A 20453-nucleotide genomic window follows, 5' to 3' on the forward strand; every position below is an offset into this window, starting at 1 on the left:
TACTCCCAGGCCTGCCCATCACTGGACAGGCCAATTACACCCTAGAAAAATCTCCCCCATCCCCAACTGCGGCTTTCAGAGGCAGGCTTGATATACGCATAGTGCTGTGTATCGACTTCCGTGCTGGTGCCCTCGTCATCGACCTGAGTCACCCGGATATCAGGTGCGTAAAAGCTGACGCCATGCCTGCCAGTCAGACTGAGTTCTTCAACCTCCACGCCATTTTCAGCACGAATCGAGCCACGCTCCATGGTCATTTTGCCGGCAAACAGGAGATCACCCACCACCAGCCAGGCGTTACCTTCCAGTTCATCAATGGACAGTGAGCCCAGAGTTGTCATGTAGATATTGCCACCGGTCGTCTTAAGCAGACTGGCCTGAAGATCGGCACGGGCCAGAATGTTGATATTGCCACTCTCAGTTTCTGCTGAAAGCCATGGCAGATCAACCACCAGCGGATGCCCGATACCTGTAGCAGCCTGAAGAACAGCCTCTCCGTTGCTGGCTGTCAGGTGACTGGCATCACGCCACTTACTGAATCTGTATTCATTGTTTCCGTAAATGCCGCCTTGTGCAGAGGTGAGAGCAAAGGCCAATCCATCAGCGTGGGATGTCAGACTGCCGAGATACTGGTTACCGCGGGTATGAATGGTTACCGCGCCACTGGCTTCAATGGAACTCTCATAGCCCATTGAGAAACGATCAGCTCCGTAATGCTCAGAGGAACCTATTGTCAGTGAGGCCGCCTTAAGGTCTGTCCAGCCCGAAAGACTAATGTCCCTCTCGGAGAACAAGCTTACAGCACCTTCAGCAATGACTGATCCACCCAGGTCAATATCTCCCCATCCTGCCCTGGCGGTGAAGTCGCCTCCTGCAGTCAGCGCACGGTAATTCTGGGAAGACGTGGTGCTGATGAAGAGATCACCGTCGGTTTCTATAACACTGTCATAGCCCGTGCTGAAGCGATAGGCACCGACCGAATCTTCTGAACCAACGGTAAGGGAGCCTGCTTTCAAATCAGTGTGTGAAGCCTGATGGATATCCCTTGCAGAATAAAGATTCATCGCTCCTGCGACGTTTACATCACCATTGAAATTGATCCAGCTATGTGCAATGGCGTCAAAATCACCGCCAGCCGTCACATCACGATAAGACTGGTAGTTTGTGGTGTGTATGAACATGTCGTCAGCAATCTCAATACGGCTGTCGTACCCTGCATAGAAGTTGTATGCCCCGGCCTGCTCCTGACTGCCAATGGTCAGAGAGTTGGCGCTGAGGACACTACGGCCTGAAAGGTCAATGTCACGTCCTGCCTGCAGTTGCATATCCCCTGCAGCAATCACGGAGTCAGCAAAGTAAATCCGCCCTTGCTCAGCCACAGCATTAACACTGCCACCGACGTTTGTTGCCTGATACTGCTGATCGTGTCTGGTATGAACCAACAGGTCACTATCAAGTTTGATGGTACTGCTGTGACCAACCGAGAAGTTGTAGGCTCCCACCTGACTCTCTGACCCTACGGAAAGAGAGGTCGCTGTGAGGTCATTGTGGGATGACAGGTAGATATCCCTTCCCGAGTGGAGGTTCACAGCACCACCTGCCGTCACAGAGTCCCGGAAATGGATAGAGCCATATTCAGCCCTTGCCGTGAAATCACCGCCAACGATCAGTTCCTGATAGTCCTGGCTGTAGGTGGTGTTCACCAGCAGGTCGCCCTCTGTCTCGATGGTGCTGCCATACCCCACCGAGAAACGATAAGCTCCGGACTGATTGGCCGTTCCCACAGCGAGAGAGCCCGCAGTGATGTCTTTCCATGACGAGAGATAGACACTACGGCCAGACTCAACACTCATGTCTCCACCTGCTGTGACAGACTCCTTGAAGTGAACATCACCGTATGCACTGTCAACAGCGAAATCACCACCGGCGCTGACGTAGTAAAAGTCGAGTCCATCCCGGGTAGACACAGAAATATCATCCCCGGCCGTCAGGCTGCTACGATAGCCGGTGTAATAACGGTCAGTACTGAGACTGATATCTTCTCCAGCGACCAGATTCCTGCGGTATTGCTGATAAATGCGGTAGCTGGTATCAAGCTCGATGCTCTCGCCGGCATTCAGATCCTGATAGAGATACAGTTCATCGGTGCGAATCCGCAGAGAGCCGCCAATATCACCAATGGTACCGGTCAGATAGAGCCTTCCATCGGTCTCAAGCTCAAGATCGCCACCCGCGCTGATCTGCACACTGTCAGGCAGTGACAGCGTATTATTAATAAGCGCCAGGTTGCCACCGGCATCAAGCACAGTGTTTCGTCCCAGATACAGGCCGTCGGACTCAACCCGCAGGTCCTCTCCGGAAATCAGGCTGCGACCCACTTCCAGATAAACATCTTCAGGCGTAGTCAACAGAATATGTCGACCGGCATTGATGTCCTGCTTAAGCTGGATGTCACTGTCAGTGTTGACCTGGAAAGAGCCTCCTGTCTGCTGCACCTGACCATTCAATCTGACCAGACCACTGGTCAGCAATGCCATATCACCGCCCGCTCTCAGGCTGGTCGTGTCAGGCAAGCTCATACCATTATTGCTGAGTGTCAGGTTTGCCCCTGCGTGCAGATTGTTATTGCCCTGCAGATCCAGCCAGTCAGAAGTCACACGGATGCTGCGTCCAGCCAGCAGGTGTTTTTCGGTAGGCAGAACCACGGTTTCAGGAACAGTCAGAACAATATCCTGACCCGCATTGAGGCTGTGCAGAATATCGAGACCTTCAGCGCCGGTAATTCGAATGGAACCCGCGCTGGAACTTACCGGGCCATTCAGAACGACCTGACTTTGAACCGTCATGTCGATGTCATTGACAGCAGAAATTTCCACATCGTCGCCCATCTCAAAAGTGTTGAGCAACACAGTGACGCCATCCCCGGAATTCAAACGACTGTTGTCACCCAGCACCAGAGTGTCTGTGTCTATTGAGATGCCACCGGCTGAGGTAATGCTTTCTCCCGCTGCCAGATTCACTGTGCCTGGCTCTGAAAACGCAGACAGTCTCAAGACAACCGGGCTGCCTGTTCTGATGTTGGTATGTCCACCCGCAGTAACAGACTTGTTGAACAGAATCGGTCCAGATCCACTGAACAGGGTCAGATTACCTCCTGCCACCAGTTCGGAAAGATCCATCAGACCGTTGGTGGTCAGTTGCATGTTGCCGCCGGAGAGAATTCTGCTACTTGCCATCTCGAGGAAAGCAGCCTTGAGATCAAGGTTGCCACCCGCGCTCATGCTTCTGCCTGAAGCAATCAGGACACCCTCAACCGCTTCTATATTCATATTGCTGGAAGCGCTGATATCCCCCTGAACATTCAGCCCCTTGCCCATCTTCAGCGTCATGGCGCCTGCAGAAGCACTGATAGAACCACCGGCAGTCAGATCACCTGCGGTTTCTATTTTCACGTCCGCTGCAGCCAGAGAGCCGGACAGTGTCAGGTCGCCACTGGACAGTACATCAACGGTTCCCGCAACTGTGGCAGAATCAATGGCAAGCACGGAGCCTGATTCAATATCGACATCGAGATTACCGCCTACTTCCAGAACGCCAAGCAACATGGAGCCCGGTGTGTAGAGTTTCATGTCAGCACCGGATTTCATCAGACTGTTGTCGCCCATATCGATGAAGGCGGCATTGATGTCCATGTAGCCACCAGCGGTAATGCTTCGGCCAGAGGCCATTGTCAGCCCATCTGCAGCAACAATGTCGATATCATTGAAGGCACTGATATAACCCTGAACATTCAGCCCCTTACCTACCTTCAGGGTCATGGAACCAGCTGAAGAACTGAGGGAACCACCGGCAGTGAGTTCGCCTGCGGTTTCAATGGTGACGTCACTGGCTGCCAGAGAGCCGGACAGATCGAGATCACCGCTGGAAAGAATGTCGACGATACCCGCAACCGTCGCACTGCTGATAGCAAGCTCGGCACCCGACTCAATATCGATATCCAGGTTACCACCCACTTCCAGAGTGCCCAGCAGCATGGAGCCCGGTGTATAGAGCTTCATGTCAGCGCCGGATTTTATCAGGCTGTTGTCGCTCATATTGATGAAGGCGGCGTTAATGTCCATGTAACCACCGGCGGTAATACTCTTGCCGGCTGCCATAGTGACACCTTCAACGGCAACAATATTCATGTTGCTGAAAGCACCGATGTCACCCTGAACGTTCAGACCTTTGCCCATCTTCAGGGTCATGGAACCTGTTGAAGAGCTGATGGAACCGCCAGAGGTCAGGCCACCGGTTGTTTCAATACTCACATCGCTCGCAGCCAGAGAACCGGACAGCGTCAGGTCGCCACTGGAGAGAATGTCGACAAGCCCGGCAACAGTAGCAGAGGCAATACTAAGGGTTGAGCCGCCTTCCAGATCAATATCCAGGTTACCGCCAACCTCCAGAGTGCTCAGCTCCTGGTTGCCTTTGGTGGTGATCTGAAGATTCTGGCCAGACTTTATACGACGAGTGGCATACAGTCCCTTCTGTCCATCGAGAATAATGGAGCCCTGGTCACTGGTGATATCCGCATTCAGGAACATATCGCCACCTGAGGTAAGCAATATATTGCCTGCAGAGGTTGCGACTGTGTCAATCAGAGTCAGGTCAGCCTGGGTTTCGATGTCTACCTCACGGGCATCCAGACGAGTCGCGGTAATTGAACCCAGTTGAGCATCAAAGCCGTTGCTGGCAGTCAGGTCAATCACACCATTGCGGGCTGTCAGATTAAACAGGCTCATGCTATCCGACGCCGTCATAGTGATATTGCCGGAGCTGGTCACAGAGGCCAGAGAATCCATTGCAATCCTGTTGGCGTCAGCCAGAAGATTTCCACCCTGAGTGACAATGTCACCATTCAGGGTCAGCTGACCATTAGCCAGCAGCGTCAACAAACCTTTGGATGCAGTGACATCACCCAGAGTGAGGCCGCCAGACTGGGCGTAGATATTAGCACTGCCCACTCTGACGTTCATGGCGCCCAGGTCAATGCTGTCGGCATCTATGTCAGCGTCATTCCCAACGGTCATTGTGTAACCACCGCTGGTCAGAGCGCCATCCACATCCAGAGTCAGGTCAGTAGCGTCAATATTCCCCTGCAGAGCCAGGGCGCCCACTGCGCTGAGGGACAAGGTTTTGTCGATATCAACCTGCCCCAGCGTGAACAGGCTGGAGTCCTTCACGTTCAGCCAGGCATTGCCTGCGTCAGCACGGAAAGTACCCGTACCTGTCATAATCAGATTCAACGCCCCGGAACTGCTGCCCAGATCGTGGCTGTTGACGTCCAGATTGAATGACTCAGCAGCAAGGAAGCTGTCGTTGTTGTACGACAGAAGATCATTACCGTTGGCTATGGAGAGCAGGCCACCAGCACTGATTGATCCGAGATAGAGATCACCACCCACACCCTGAAGGTACATATCCGATGCAGCACCCGCCTGTCTGAGCGCTCCTGTGAGATTGAGCTTCACGGCATTGCTTTGCGAGCCAATATCGCCACGGGTATTAGCGATAAACAGGTCACGGGCAGTTATATTGGTCAGCCCTGATTTAGCTTCAATGGCACCATCCACCACCAGACGAATGTCGTTACCGGAAGAAGCCAGACTGCCCAGGGTCAGGCCGGATTTGGACTCGATGTAGATCTCTTTGGTGGCCGATGCGTAGAGCTCCCCGGACATATCGATCTTGATCGGGTCAACCTGCTTGACGTTGAACGTTACATTGTTCTGGGTCACTGTCGTTGAAATATCACCGGCACCGGCAGCCAGCAGAGCGGCTTTCTGGGCGTCGGTAATGGTTCCGGAACCATCACGGCTGACAGTGAAGACCAGGTCATTCAGGTTTTCACCGACACTGCCGCCATTGGCAATCAGGTGAATGTCGGAAGCCTTGATGTTGGCCTCCCTGTTGGTCAGCTGGCTTGAAGCGTCGCCATTCAGCGCTGTTGCAGAGATACTGATATCCAGCTGGCTCTGCTTCCACTTTGCACCATCCACCATGCCGGTGTACCAGCTCGAGTCTTTCGCCAGAGTCAGGCGATAGCTCTGATCGTAACTGCCAGTGAGCAGATTGCCATATTCATAACCGAAGAGAGTACCTTTCTGCTCAATGCCAATGGCGTCTTCAGCCTTGTCGTAAACATCAGCGGCAGCAATCTGGTTTGCGAACCACTGCTCAAGCCCTTGATAGTCGGCCTTCACCAGGCTGGTCAGTTCCACTTCGTCAGTGGTGTTGTAACGCACTTTCAGGGCTTCAACAAAGGCGGGATCGATGGTGAAACCGGCATCGCTGTCGTCAGACAGACGTTGCTTGATCATCCAGTAGCTATGGTACTTGTGCGTGAACTGGTTTTCGTAAGACGACACAGTCACAGCACCGGCGTCATCATCCAGCAGGTTCAGGCTGTCCCATACCGCAGCATCATAAGCCAGCTCTTCATCGGTCTTGTCCAGTCGGCCAATACCGTTGGTAATCCGGCCATTACCCAGCTTGATTACCACTTCTTCGTTAGCATTGGCGCTGTAAAGCTCAAGGTCGCCACTGGCCTGATTAACAGCAATATCAGTAGCGGCATTCAGTTTCACTGTGCCGGTGGTGGAAATATTGACGAACTGGTAGGTACCGGTATTGCCAATGGTTCCGACCTTACCAATACCACCGGTTGAGCTGGTCAGATCCAGACGGTCAGATTGAATAATCGTACTGCTGTCTTTGGCCACAATGCCTTTGTCAACAACACCAACAATGTCGTATTTGGCTTTCAGATGTCGAAGTTCGACATCACCATCGGCGCCTGTCACGTTGAAGTAAAGAGAACCATGACTGGAGCTCAGGCCCAACTCGTCGGTAATGATCGCCAGTGCATTATCCTGGCTGCCAATGCTGCCTCTGGCCGCAATGGTGGTCACGTCAGAGGTAATCGCGGTGGACCCCGAAGTGATCAGATTATTGAGCGTGCTGATATTCGTGGTGCCACTGGGGTTATAAACGTTACCGGTCAGCTCTATAGAAGATTTTGAGGTCAGGTCAATAAAGCCATTAGCCGAACCAGTGAACTGGAAGCTGATCGCGTTGTCCGCCTTCACATAGGTGTGGGCGTCCATCCACATACGATAGGGAACGTAAACCACAGGATCGACATTGGTCATGTTACTGCCGTAGTACTTGTCGTAGCTGAGGCCCCACTTCACTCCCCAGACATACTCACCACCACGGTCATAGACCTGGGTCAGGTAATTACTGGCTGTGCCATTGGAACAGGCTTCCGGCTTGTAGGAACAGGTGGTGTAATAGCTGGTTTCAGTGTTCCAGTTGGTTTCGTAATACCAGTCCCCCAAGGTGTTCGGGTACTTCGCGAAGTAGCCATCGATAGACTTGCCATCATAAGGCGCAGAGCTGTCTCCGGGCGGATCGAAGCTACGCACCACTGTCGCCCCTTCACGGATATAAAACAGCTGTCCGGCCATGGGGTTGTAGGTCATGGTCGACGTTGTTCCGGTGCCGCCAAGGCTCTTCACATAATTGGATTCGTCATAACTGACCGCCCAGGCGTCGGTCTCATACTGTCTGATTTTGTTGCCGGGCGAGTGAACGAACCATTCACTGTAATAGCTGCCATTTTTTCTTTTGTTCAGGTCGGTAATGCGGATAACACCAGTGGCATCGTCTCCGGCACTGATAGTACCGAGCACCAGCTGCTTGCTGGAGTCGTTATTGATGTCAATCTGGCCAAGACCGTCCTTAACGGTAATATTACCTTCTTCGCCGGTTGAGGAAATTCTGGCCCTGATAGCCACATAGCCACCGCCGCTGACCGGAATATCATCAGCCCTGAGCTTGCCGGTAGCAACATCATAAGTCAGACCGATGCCGGAGGTGCCATTACTGGACGACACATCAAAGTTATAGTATTTCAGGGTTTTGAGGCCGGGCAGAGACGGATGTTTGACCCAGAGAGCCTTGGTTTCGCCGGGCCTGATATTAATCACATCACCGGCAGAAAGTCCGGCGTCCCTGATGTAATCGGCGACGGTCGCATCAAAGCCTGAACCCACATCCACAGACCAGGAGTTATCGGTACCGACAATGATCTTGCCGTTGATATCCAGACGCTCGGCATTAATAACAACCTTCTCACCAATAATCGAAGTGCCGGTTCCGCCGAGACTGCTTTTTACCTGGGAGTAGGTAGCGCTCTGCTCAAGTTTGGACTGTAAATTCTGAACAGGCTTGAACTTCCACTTGCTACCGCCACGACTGCTGCTGTTGGTGCGCATTTCGAATACTACTGCATCGCTGCCGTTGTATTCTTTACTGTCGCTGAAGCCCCAGTTGAAGTAGATGTTCATCTCGTCGTAGCCGTAGCTACCGCCCTGGTAATAACTCTTCTGGTCGTCGGTATGACGGATTGCACGGCCTGTAAACCAGTTATTGAAGTCATTAATACCAGTAGCATTGATGGCTGTGCTGTATTTGTCGTTGAGATAAAGCTGCACAAAACCTTCAGCGGAGGGTTTCCAGCCAGCAGTGTAGTTGACCAGCGCCTTGGGATCACGACCGTAAGTTTGTGGCTTGTTGGAATTCAGCAGCAGGCTGCCGTTCTCTACGTTCAGGTTAATGGCGTTAGCTTCGATGGTAGCCTGCTGAATCAGATCGCCTTCTGCCACATCAATATTGACACTGGACAGCAGGTTAGAGATATCACCATTAATAATAACGTCAGAGTCCAGGTAGTTGGCGCCGGTTGGTGCATGACTGATATCAATGCCAGTCTTCGACGTAAAATCACTGCCGGACTGCTCAAAGATGTAATTGCTGCCCAGCGAGGCACCGCCAGTGACAAACACGTTACCGCCGGTCTGATTGGTAATGCTCAGGTTTTCCAGCAGCAAATGTTCATCGGTCTTGTTCTCCACTTTGATGTAGGCGTCGCCTTTGGCAGTAAAGTCAGGTTTGTTACTGCCAGCCAGTGTAATGGTGTCTGCCACCAGGTTGATATTCCCTGCTGTAGCCTGAACATCCGCCACCCTGATGGCATCGTTCGGATTCGCAGACAGATCATTGACGATAGCCGACAGCAGTACAATTTCTGACTTCAGCTCATTGATCTCATCCTGGTAAGGGTTTGTGCCACCATCGACGATGCTCTCGGAGCCAGTGCCGGATGAGCTGCCGGTATCTTCGCCATCGCCATCACTCACTGTAATCCCATCGATAAGGATGCTGGAACCGTCCCAGGACTCCAGCAGGTCAACGCGATCCTGAAGATCCTTGATGTAGGCTTCCAGTTCTGCCCGGCTGGAGTACTTCTCATTCATCCGGGCTGCCGTACCATAACGGTAAAGCTGCTTGTTAATGGTGCCGTCAGACTCTATTTCCACCCACTGATAGGCGTACTGCCCGGCAACTACCTTACCATTGCCGTTAAAGGTCAGAATATTACTGGTGCTGGAGTCACTGCTGCCAAAGCTGGTTTCAGAACTGAACAGCTCCAGGTAGGGGTTCTTTTCAATGCCACGGTGCGTGGAACTGACCTGTCCTTCATTGGCTTCAATAAACACATGGCTGTCGGAACCAATGTCAAAACCATCAGCAAAGTTCACCTTGTTATTCAGGGTGATGTTGGATTTTGCCTTGTTGCCAGCCGGAATAGGAATAGCCGTCCAGTTATAGACGTTGGCCAGGGCATTACCTGTCAGTTGATTCTCCTGAAAGTAATTACTGCCACGACCGCTGTAGATTCCGACATTACCATAACCATTGATAATGGCATTCTTGCCAATATCAATCTGGTTAAGGACATCCAGATCAACGGTACTGACACCACCGGCAACACCCGCTGCCGCCCAGACGGTTACATTAGCCTGGGATACGGCACTGCCCCGGGAGTAAGTGCCGATACCAATCTCTCCCCTCGGGTTATAAAGTTCAGCCCCTTCACCCAATGAGATTTTGTTGCGGGTTTTGACATCCACATCGGATTCAGCGCCTGCCCCCTGCAAGGCACCACCGATTTCCAGCTTGGATTCGTCGTAGACAAAGAAATCCGTGTTGGCGTCCAACATAATGTTGTGGTCGTAAGTGCTGTCCATCCAGGCCAGGTCAGAAATCTTCAGCACAGCGTTTTTACCCACCACCACTTCGGCGGCGAGGTTTTTCAGATCCTGGTAGGAAAGCCCCGCAGTACCGTTGGCGGCACCACCGCCCGCGCCGTGAATAGAAGAGGTAAAGCCATTGAAGTAAGGATTCTGAATCTGGTAAGCGCTGTTGAAGGCGTCAATATCAATATCCAGCGCCGAGAAGCTGACATTCTCGCCCAGCTCCACCCTGGCATTGGTATCCACCTCGACCAGAGAAGTTGCGCCTGAACCACCCACTACAGAAACGGTGGTAGCATCGGTTCCGGCAAAGAACTCCGTCTCACTGCTGGCAGAAATATAAACACCACCGGCATCGACAGGAACAATCCGATAGTTGCCAGACCAGTCATCAATCTTGACCGCAGCGGACTCATTGCCATTGCTGTGATCACCAGCATCCATAACCGATTCTGCAGCACTGCCAGAGTAATAGCCGCCACCGCCTGCGGTGGTAAAGCTCTGGTTCTGGTTGTAACTGGTGGCGTCCAGAGTCAGGTCACCCGGACGTTCCAGGGCAGCTATCGGATTCTTGCCAAACTCAACCCGGCTTGAGCTGAAAGATTGAGCAACACCTGTCTGATAGCCTCCGGCCACCAGACCAACAAAGTAGCCGTCGGCATCAGCAATCTGCACCCCGGTATGACGGGCATTCACAGTGAAGTCAGAATACGGCAGATAAACACCATCGCCCACTCTGGCAATGGACTGAGACTTATTAGTGGCCCTGGCTTCACTGCCTGCAATACCAAGGAGCAAACCACCGGAAGCTGCAAAGGCTGCAGCATAGGCACTTTGATAACCGTCAGCGCCGCTGCCAGTTTCTGAGCGAACAATAACTTCACCACTGCCGTTAAATACCGTTCCGTCAGCCACTTCGGCTTCCGCTTTAGTATCAGCAATGGCATAAGCAAAAGAGCCGCCCATGGAACCACCCGCCGCAACGGTGACACCATAAGCACTGGAGTAAAGTTCCGATGCAGACTGGGCATTGATATTAACGGCACTGGAATCAGAGCCGGTATCAATGGTGCCGTAAACTGTCGCTTTTACATCGGAATCATCGCGGGCGTCAGTCACAACCCCCTGAACTCCTGCCAACAAACCGCCTGCCAGAGCGAAGCCTGTGCTCTTCACCATACCTTCGTTGAGGGCAGAAACGGTGATGTTGTTATAGCCGTCTATCAGCTTGCCTGTTTCACCCACCCAGGCATCAATGTCACTGTCCTTTTCTGCATAGCCAATGCTGACCCCAAGAGCCCCGGCGCCAATATTGATGTTCAGGGAACCATCGGTAACCGATGAGGGCTTACCGCTGCTGACATCCCCAAGACGAATATCGGTGGAATCGGTAGCGGTAACTTCAAGATCTCCGGTGTCGTTACCCTCTGCTGAGTTGATTCCGGCCACAACCCGGTTTTCACTGCGCGCATCGGTGTAGTTAATAACGACGCTGGTTCCACCCAGGCCAACAATAAAGCTCTTCATTTCAAGAGCGCCGTCATCGCTGCTGGCATTCTCCAGGCTTGCGCCGATCACCGCATTGTCTGCCTTGACATTGCTGTCTACGGTGGCGATGTTCATTTCATAGGAACGACTGATACCCACCACGCCTGCAATACCCACAGAACTGGCCTGAGCTGCGCCCAGCCCCTGGTAGCTGTGCTGCAGCGTACGACCGTTGACGTTAAGCGTATCGACATCAATCTTGCCGCCACTGATCCGGGCAGCAGTGACACTTTCACCACTGAGCTTGAGAGACTTACCTGATTCTGTCGTCGTTGAAGTAGAAGGCGTCTGACTGCGGGTTATGGTGACATTGTTATCGGCTTCCAGCGTAGCGATCTCTTCATCAGACAAATGTCTGTTATAGCTGGCAGTATCCGTAGCCAGAACCGTGTTGGCTTCGTTTCGGCTTGGATCAAACTCATCTTCAGCGTTGGTGCCATCTTCGGCTGTCGTATCACCCTGACCATAAAGAGCAAGACCGATACTGACCGCTGCGGCTGCGTTAGTGGATGCAGCACCAGCAACACTGATCAGATTGGACTGGCGCTGGGCATTGGCGTCAATATCCAGTGTGCCCGCTTCAATGTCCGAGCCAACCGCTTCACTGTAGACCTGGGAACGTCCCAGCACCACATTCGCCACAGCACCCACACCCAAACTGGCGCCAGCACCGATACCCGCAGCCCACTGATCAGCATCCTGAAGTTCTTGAGCATTAACGGTCACGTTAGTGGCGGCAGAACTGCCGTCACTGCCACGAATGTCTGTGGTGAGGTTGCTATTCTTGAGATAACCATGAATTGCAGCACGTGTTTCGCCACGGAATTCCGTAGTATTGATCATCGCTGCGACACCATAGCCGCCACCCAGTCCAGCACCAAAGACATAACTTTTTGCACTGGAAACCCGATCAGCATCCACTGTAACCGTATCTGAGTTCACTGCGGTAGTCAGGGTATCGCCGTTATCGTCCAGATCATTGCCAATAATGGCTTTCGAATCACCACCCACAATATTGAAGGCCAATCCAATACCAACGCCCACTGTCGTACCGATACCGGCTGCACCGGCGGCGACATTGGCTTCCTGACGTCTGTCGGAGACAACCACTACCTCTCTGGCATTGGTTGTGCCACCTCGTAACCAGGCACGCGTGTTACCGGCCTGTTCAGTGATAACCACTGAAGCAGCGCCACCCAGGCCACCGGTTGCGCCTAACCCGGCTGCCACACCCGCTGAAACGGCCTGAGCCAGTTTCGAGGTATTGGCGTCAATGGTTACTTTATCCGCATTAACAGTACTGTTTTCAACCGTAGCTTCACTGGAACGCTTCTGGTCATTGGTGGCAAAACCACCAACTCCCGCGCCAGCGGCTTCACCGCCACCAGAAACGGCAACACCTGCAGAAACAGCCAGTCCCACTTCATGAGCATTGGCACGAACATAGACATCTGCACCATCTTCACCGGAAACGCCGGAGTTAATGGTGGCATCCTTGATATAAGCCCTGGTAGCGTTATAGGTGCCGTTAGTTGCTACATTGACATTGATAGCAACGGCCTTGCCACCAGCACCGCCGACAGTAATCGCGCGCTGCTTGGTTCTGGACGTTGCATTAACAACAAGACCATTGACCGATTCTTTGGTGCGCTCCACAGATAACGTGTTGAAGCCGGAAGTCAGGTCACCCATGGAGACAGCATCCGGATTGGAACTGTCACCGGCAGTAGAAAGATCCGGCAGATCACCATAGCCCTTGAGATCACCGGTATCCACCTGCATAGTGCTGCCCTTGCCTCTGGCAATCACAACTGCATCGTCAATGTAGGCTTCTGTTTTGCCGTATTCCATCGCTGTAGAGATGGCGACAGCACCAGCGCCTGCATCGACACCAATGCCGACAGCACCACTGCCCACCAGATTGACGCTCATCGCATCAGCATTGACCAAGACATTGTTCCAGGCATCTATTCGGGCATCGTCGGCAATTCTTGCTGTCACATTGCCGTCTATAACGCCGGTTCCCACTGAGCCCGCCAGGGATACCTGTTTGGAAGCAGCAACACCGGCGTCGATGGTCAACAGCCAGTTACGGCGGAAAGCGTCAACAGTAACGTTCTGCGCCTTGAGCGTTGTACTGCCAGGGTTGCCTTTGTTACCCAGCACTTCTGCCGTGACATCTGAATCGACACGGTTGGTAGCAATGGCGACACCACCGGCGGAACCATTGCCGGAGCCAGCACCCATCCAGGCTGTGGCTACGCTATCACTGTAATCCTGACCCTGGACAACGACATCACCGCCACTGGTTGAAGATGCTGCGCTGGAACGATTGGTGGCGGTGTCTTTAATACCGGCTTCGATGGATTGATCGACATTGTTGGTAGAAATTGCGCCGGCAAAGCCAATACCACTCTGCCCAAGATTGGCACCTATAGCGATGGCGTTGCCCACCAGCAGATTATGATCATTGGATGTTCCGCTGAGCGCCCTGACGGTAAGATCCTCATCCACCTTAAGGCTGGTGTTGCTGACCCTGGCTTTTGTTGAATGCTCGTCAGTACCTACAAGATTCAGGGCTACTGCCAGACCTCCGGCAATAGCGCCACCCTGACCACTGGCCACCGCTACTGAACCAGCGACGTTAATCAGATCCATGTCATTCTGGGCGACCACAGACAAGTCACTGGCGTTGATGGTCCCCTTATCGGAACCGTTCCAGTCACCAATTTCAGCCAAGACCTGGTTATTCAGGCGGTTAACCGCAACAGAGCCGACACCGGAGAAGCCGCCAGTGCCTACACCCACACCAATGGCAACACTGTAGAGCAGGGAGTTGTCACGGGCATTGATATTAACGTCTGCCCCGGCTCCTGACTTATTGATATTGACGTCTTCCATGCGGGCTTTGGTTTCACTTTTCACATCCGCATGGGCGTAGGAAATACCCAGATTCTTTTTACCAGCTTGAACAGCACCGGCCACAGCAATGATGCGCTTGCCTTCTGAGGAGTAGTTGTAAGTCGAGCCGCTACCGTCTTCACTGGTGTGGACGTTGGTATTGTCCATGGCTTCAGCACCGCTGAAGTCGTAATCCTTGTTAGTATTGCTGGAGCCGAGGTCACTGAGAATCTTGTCAAGATCGCCGTCTTTCTCACCACTGGCATTAAGATTAACGACACCCGCCCCGGTGATGTTGGTGCCTTTCATCAGCGCCTTGGTATCCGCACCGATGGAACCTATGGCAAAGCTGCCCTGGAAGCCCAGGGAATCTTCCTGATTATTGTTATAGCCAATACCTGCGGCGCCAATACCGATCCGGTTCAGGCTGCGGGCACTGATGTCGACCCGGTCAAAGTTATTGAGATAAGAGCGGTTGGAACCACTGAAGTCAACGATGGCTTCGGTGGCTGCACCGTCATAAACATCCTCATCATAGGCGGTACTGAGAACATTGTTACCATCCGGGTTGGCGTCTCCGGGAATGGCGGACGGATCATTAATCTCGGCAAAGGTAATGGCCAGACCGGCCCCCTGCTTGCCGCCGCCGTAAAGGGTACCGCCCCCTACGCCCACATAACTGTTGTTATAGGCGGAGACTTCAAGATCATTATTCGCCCCCTGATTTGAGCTGATGGACGAACCTTCAATCCGTGCTGATGTGCCGTCGTATATCTGGGCACCCGAGATGGACAGCGCACCATTACGTGTCTGGCCAGAGGAAGAGTCCGGCCTGGTGACAGATAGCGCCAGGGCGACGGAAGTCAGTTCACCACCGTGCAATGCCTGAACATTTACGTCATCGGCATAAGTGATGACAGAGTCTTTAATCCAGGCCAGGGCATCATTGAAACTGATCTGATAGGAGATAGCCCCGGCAATAGTATCCTGATTGGTAGGCGAATTTGCTCCCAGCATAGACAGCGCTGCTGAACCTGTCGCAGAAGCCGAGATCACTTTTTCCAGAGCCTGAACGTCAACATCGACATCGTTGTAGCTGTTACCGTTCTGGTGACCGCTGATGGCAGCGCCATCAATAATGGCCTTGGCGTCCATATTATTGACGGAGACAGTAAAGCTGCCCGCCCCTGTCAGGCCCAGCTGCTCCTTGGAGACTTCCGCAGAACTTTTGCCAGAACCTGAGCCACTGTCGTCGTTCTTGCCGCTTTCTGAAGATTTGCCTATCGATGAATCACTGCTGCTTCCGGTAGCGCCGGTGTAATTCGCAGCCAGCTTTGAAGACAAGCCGTTGTACCAATTCTCGAACCTGGCGCCAATGCCGGGCTCATCACTGGGCTCTGTGGTTAATGCTCCGGCAACCGCCAGAGACCCGTTGGTGCCTGTTGAGCGGGCACGCACGCTTACCGAATTAACGACGATGCCTTTTGTTGGATCAGGTGCCGTTGGCGAACTTGGGGAAGGCTTATCGGTCTCGCTATTGTTCTTGTCCTGAAACTTGACCTTATTGTATTCCTTTGAATTGTCACCAATAAACGCCTTGGTATCGCCCTGGGAAACGTTCGCCGCTATAGCGATGCCAACCGCTGACTGGTCTGACCAGCTGAAGGCACCAGCCGCCGCCCAGTTGCCAAATTCATGGTCAGCAATGATAACAAGATTATCAGCGCTCAGCTGAGCCTGATTGTGCAGGGATGCGTGAGTCAACACTTCCGAATTGAGAAAGCCGAGAACTCCACTGAAGCCAATACCACTGGACTGACCAGAGGAAGGCGTCACCAGGAAGTGACGTTCGTCTGTTTCTGCATAAACCCCCACATTGCCACTGGCATTGACCGTGGCTTTGCCAATACCCGCCACGGCTGAACCGGACTGCTGGATATAGGAAATGGAGCCGCCAACCGACTTGCCTTTTTCATTGGTGCCGTTGGCGTTCGGTATCAGCCCCAGACTACCGAGATTACCAGCAACAGTAGCGGTTTCCATCAGGTTATAGGCCCTGACCGCTACCGAATCATCAAAAGAGAAGGTATAGGTGACGTCTTTAAAGACCTTGCTGCTACCCAGAATTCCGGGAACTTCACTGTTGGCCTTCAGTTCTCTGCTCGCACTCCAGTTGCCCGTACCGGTCGTCGTTATTTTGGCTTTGTCGCCTACCCAGGCCTTGGTGTCCATATCGTTCCACAGGACATTAAAGCTGCCGCCGTAGGCTTCCTTATCTGCAGCCGCACCGGCATTGGCGAAACCGGTCAGAATATTGTTCTGTAACCCGCCGATACCGTTAAATTTGCCGACGACATCAGAGAAAGTGTCCCACTTGTCGTAGGTGGAGACAATGGGCATCTGTTGCAGAGCAATGACGCCCAGGTTAGCCGCGTTGATCTGTACCGACTGGCCAACCTCCGCTACTGCGTCACTGTCGTTAATGGCAAAGTTGAGGGCCAGCGCCAGGCTTTTGTCCGATGCCGGAGTCTGGCTGCTGCCACTGGAATTCTGTTTGGGAGCCGATACAGCCGCTTCTGCCGACGTTCTGTAACCGCCTTGGTCGCCACCCAGGGCACCATTGTTATTACCACCCGCAACGGCCTGGTTATCGCTACCCAGATCGGTCTGGCTGGCGACCAGAATATTGCCAGTCGCGATAATGTGTGGCGCATCCGTCTGCCCTGATACATTAGTCCCCAGGAAACTGTAGGCATCGTGATCCGAAAGGTTGAGGGAAAATGCCAGGCCACCTTTGAAGCTGACCTTGCCCGTTTCATCGGTGGGAGCAGAGTGCCCTATCGGGAGGTATTTGGTGGTGAAGTTGTGGACACCATTCTGCAACGCAGAAACCCCGCTGATGGCTTTGGAGCCGATGGTGCGCATGAACAGGTTACTGCCCACTGTCACACCGGAGTGAACCCTCTGGTTCAGAGTCCGGTCCAGGGCTGTGATGGTAACATTTCCCGTCTTATCCTGATCGGTTCCAAGGCTGCTGCCCAGCTCGGCCGTAGCATTGGTATCAAAATCACCCACAGCAACCGCAACACCATAGCGGGTTGCTTTCAGGCCATAGGCAGAAGCAGAGATATGGTAGTAATTCTGGTTCTCTGCGGCGACCACCAGGTTGTTGGCGTCCAGGGTAACGCCGCTGTCAATCTTGGCGGTTGCGTCAACATCGGATTCCCCGACGGCGGCAGCAATCACTACCTTGTTGGCATCTTCAGCAATAAGGTTAAATGCTGTGGCGGCCACATAGGACTCGTTGTGGGCAGAAACGTCCAGGTTTCCTCCCGCCTGAATCGTAGCCCCTGACTTCACGTGGGTGGTACTGGTTGCGTCACTGGTGGCGTAAACTGCCGCCAGTGCTCCGGGCAGAGCATTGCCCAGGGTAATGGCGGAAGCGTCGGAAACAGCATGGGATTCTGATGCCAGAGAAACATTACCACTGGCGTTTATATTGGCGCCGCTGTTGACGTTGACCGTTGCTTCAGCATCGGCGTCCATCAGGTAAAATGACGCTCCGGCAAGGGCACCACCCACCACCGAGCCCATGGCTACGCCAGGTTCCTCTTTGATGCTGCTGGCAGCTTTTGATTTGGCGCTTGCGGTCAGACTTCCGGCGTACACCTGACCACTGAAATCAATGTTGGTTGTCGCGCTGGCAGAAGCCAGGCTGACATTCTGGCTGGCTGAAGCCGTGAGCGTTACATCACCCCGGGCAGTGTCGCTTGAGTTTCGAGTATCGAGAACACTGCCGCTGTTCAGATCTATATCTTTGGAGTCAATACTGATGCCCGATTCCGCAGCCAAAGTGCCACTGACGCTGGCCTGAGTAGCAGCCGTGACCGTTACACTGCCCTCTGCATCCAGAGAACTGCCAGAATTCATCTGAACCTTGTCACCGGCAACTGTCACTGATCCATCAGAGAGAACACTGCCAATCAGGTTAATGCCGGAATCATTGGTTTCCGGAGAAGCGGCAGAACCACTCTGGAGAAGTACACGATTGCTACTGCCATTGAGAGTCAGTGTCGTAGATGTATTACCGTCAGCCTGAAACTGAATACTGCCGGACGAAGCCAGACTGGCGCCGTCTCTTGTATCCAGAGTGGAACCCGAGTTGACGGAAATTTTCTCAGCCGTGATGGTAAATCCACCATCGGCATAAAGATCACCGGAAAGGTTAATGGCAGCGTCTGCGCTGCTGGAAGCCTTGAGAACAATAGTGCCGCCATCGACCTTTAATTCGTTTGGAATAGTCAGGTCATCGACGTTAACCGCCGTGTAATCGTTGTTTTGTCCATAGTTGCTGACACCGCTGGCAGCCGCTGCATTGCCGGCAATGATGATAGCCTTTTCATCAACATCAATGGTGTTGGCGTAGATGTCTATGCCTGAAGCTGTGTTGATCTTGCCCTGGATTCTCACCAGGCCAGAGGAAGAGACGCTGAAACTGTTACCGAGGAGATCACTGACCTCACTGTCTACCGGCGCGCCATTGGACAGAAGCGCAGCGATTTCACTGCTATCGGGTGTTTTTATAGAAAGCTTGCCGACATTGACGACACCGGTCTCACCTACGATGAAGCCAGCTGAGCTGGCGAATACCACATTGCCGCCCAGGGAGCCGTTCTTGTAGCTGTTCAGGATACCGTGTACTTCCGGCGCATCGGAGCCCCTGACGATATTGACCAGATTACTGGCGTCAGCAGGTACTGTCAGGTTAGCGGTATGGGAAGTGCCGACTACAAACTTGTCAAAGACATTGATGGCGGAAGCATTGGAGCGCTTTGTGGAAGTAATGGTATGGACATTACCGGAACTGGACACCGAGGTGATTCCATCTACGGCACGAATGTCGTTATCCACTGCCATTGCCGGCGCAGAAAACAGAGCACCGGTCACTACCGGCCAGGGAACCTTGTTGAATGTTGCCCTGTTAGCCAGGCCAATAGAGGTCGACAACAGCGTGCGATTAAAGCATGTCATAGAATCCCTTTCCTTTTTCTTTTTATTCCTGACGCTGTCCTTCAGGCGCCCCAGACGAAGAAGAGGGGGCAAGCCCCCGTCTGTTTTAACTCTCAATGACTGCAGTTTTACTGTTGTTTTTTCAGCAACCGCTTGAGCGCTCCCAGAGAGTGCAGGTGCGCATAGCTCCAGGCCAGCCAGCCAGCCTTGAACCAGTCGTTTATTTTTTCTTCCTGCAACCCGGCCAGCTTTTTCTCATCGATGACATACAGCCCTTCCAGCCTCAGGGGATTATCCTTATCGGCCATGACCTGAAGATTAAAAGGTGAGAACAGCTCCAGCTCACTGCATTCATCACAATAGGCGCGAGTATTTTTGTACTGCTGGTCGTAGTTGTTCAAAAACTGGATGATGTTGTTCAGGGTTTCAGAGTTTTCACCTTCGTCATTAAAGAGTGCCTCACCCTCTTCACCACCAATTTGAGCAGATTCCTTGTCAAAACAAACCGTTCCCTCATCGGTGAGAGCAAAAGGATAGCGTCTGACAAAGGCTGGAACATAACTGTCTTCCCAGCGTCCTTCGCCATCCAGTTGTTTATGGCCGGCATCCATCAGTGAAAGCAGCGCCAGAGGAAAAAAACGTCCTTCATCATCTTTGCTGAAAAGCACAGGCATATCTCGACTGGCTTCAAAAAACTCAATACCCGTCAGAGGTACAGAATTTACACTATCGGTAAATGAATAATCTCCGGAAGATTGGTATCTCAGTGCCTTGTGAAGATCACGATTGAGTGGTGCAGGGTCTTTATAGAAAAGTAATGCTGCCATGCTTGAAGTCCATTCTCGTATAATT

Annotated in this window: 2 protein-coding genes; both read right to left on the bottom strand. The window is 52.8% G+C overall.

The genetic code is table 11. The features are described 5' to 3' along the window. Positions 1 to 41: 41 nt before the first annotated feature. Positions 42 to 19622 (bottom strand): leukotoxin LktA family filamentous adhesin, encoded by a 19581-nt coding sequence (locus tag ACO6VG_RS02365; RefSeq protein ID WP_422472518.1) that lies wholly within the window; start codon positions 19620 to 19622, stop codon positions 42 to 44. A gap of 107 nt (positions 19623 to 19729) precedes the next feature. Beyond that, positions 19730 to 20428, bottom strand: a complete 699-nt coding sequence (locus ACO6VG_RS02370; RefSeq protein WP_422135460.1) for a SapC family protein — start codon at positions 20426 to 20428, stop codon at positions 19730 to 19732. Positions 20429 to 20453: the final 25 nt, after the last annotated feature.

Source organism: Endozoicomonas sp. ALB032 (assembly GCF_049310125.1).
Lineage (GTDB): Bacteria > Pseudomonadota > Gammaproteobacteria > Pseudomonadales > Endozoicomonadaceae > Endozoicomonas_A.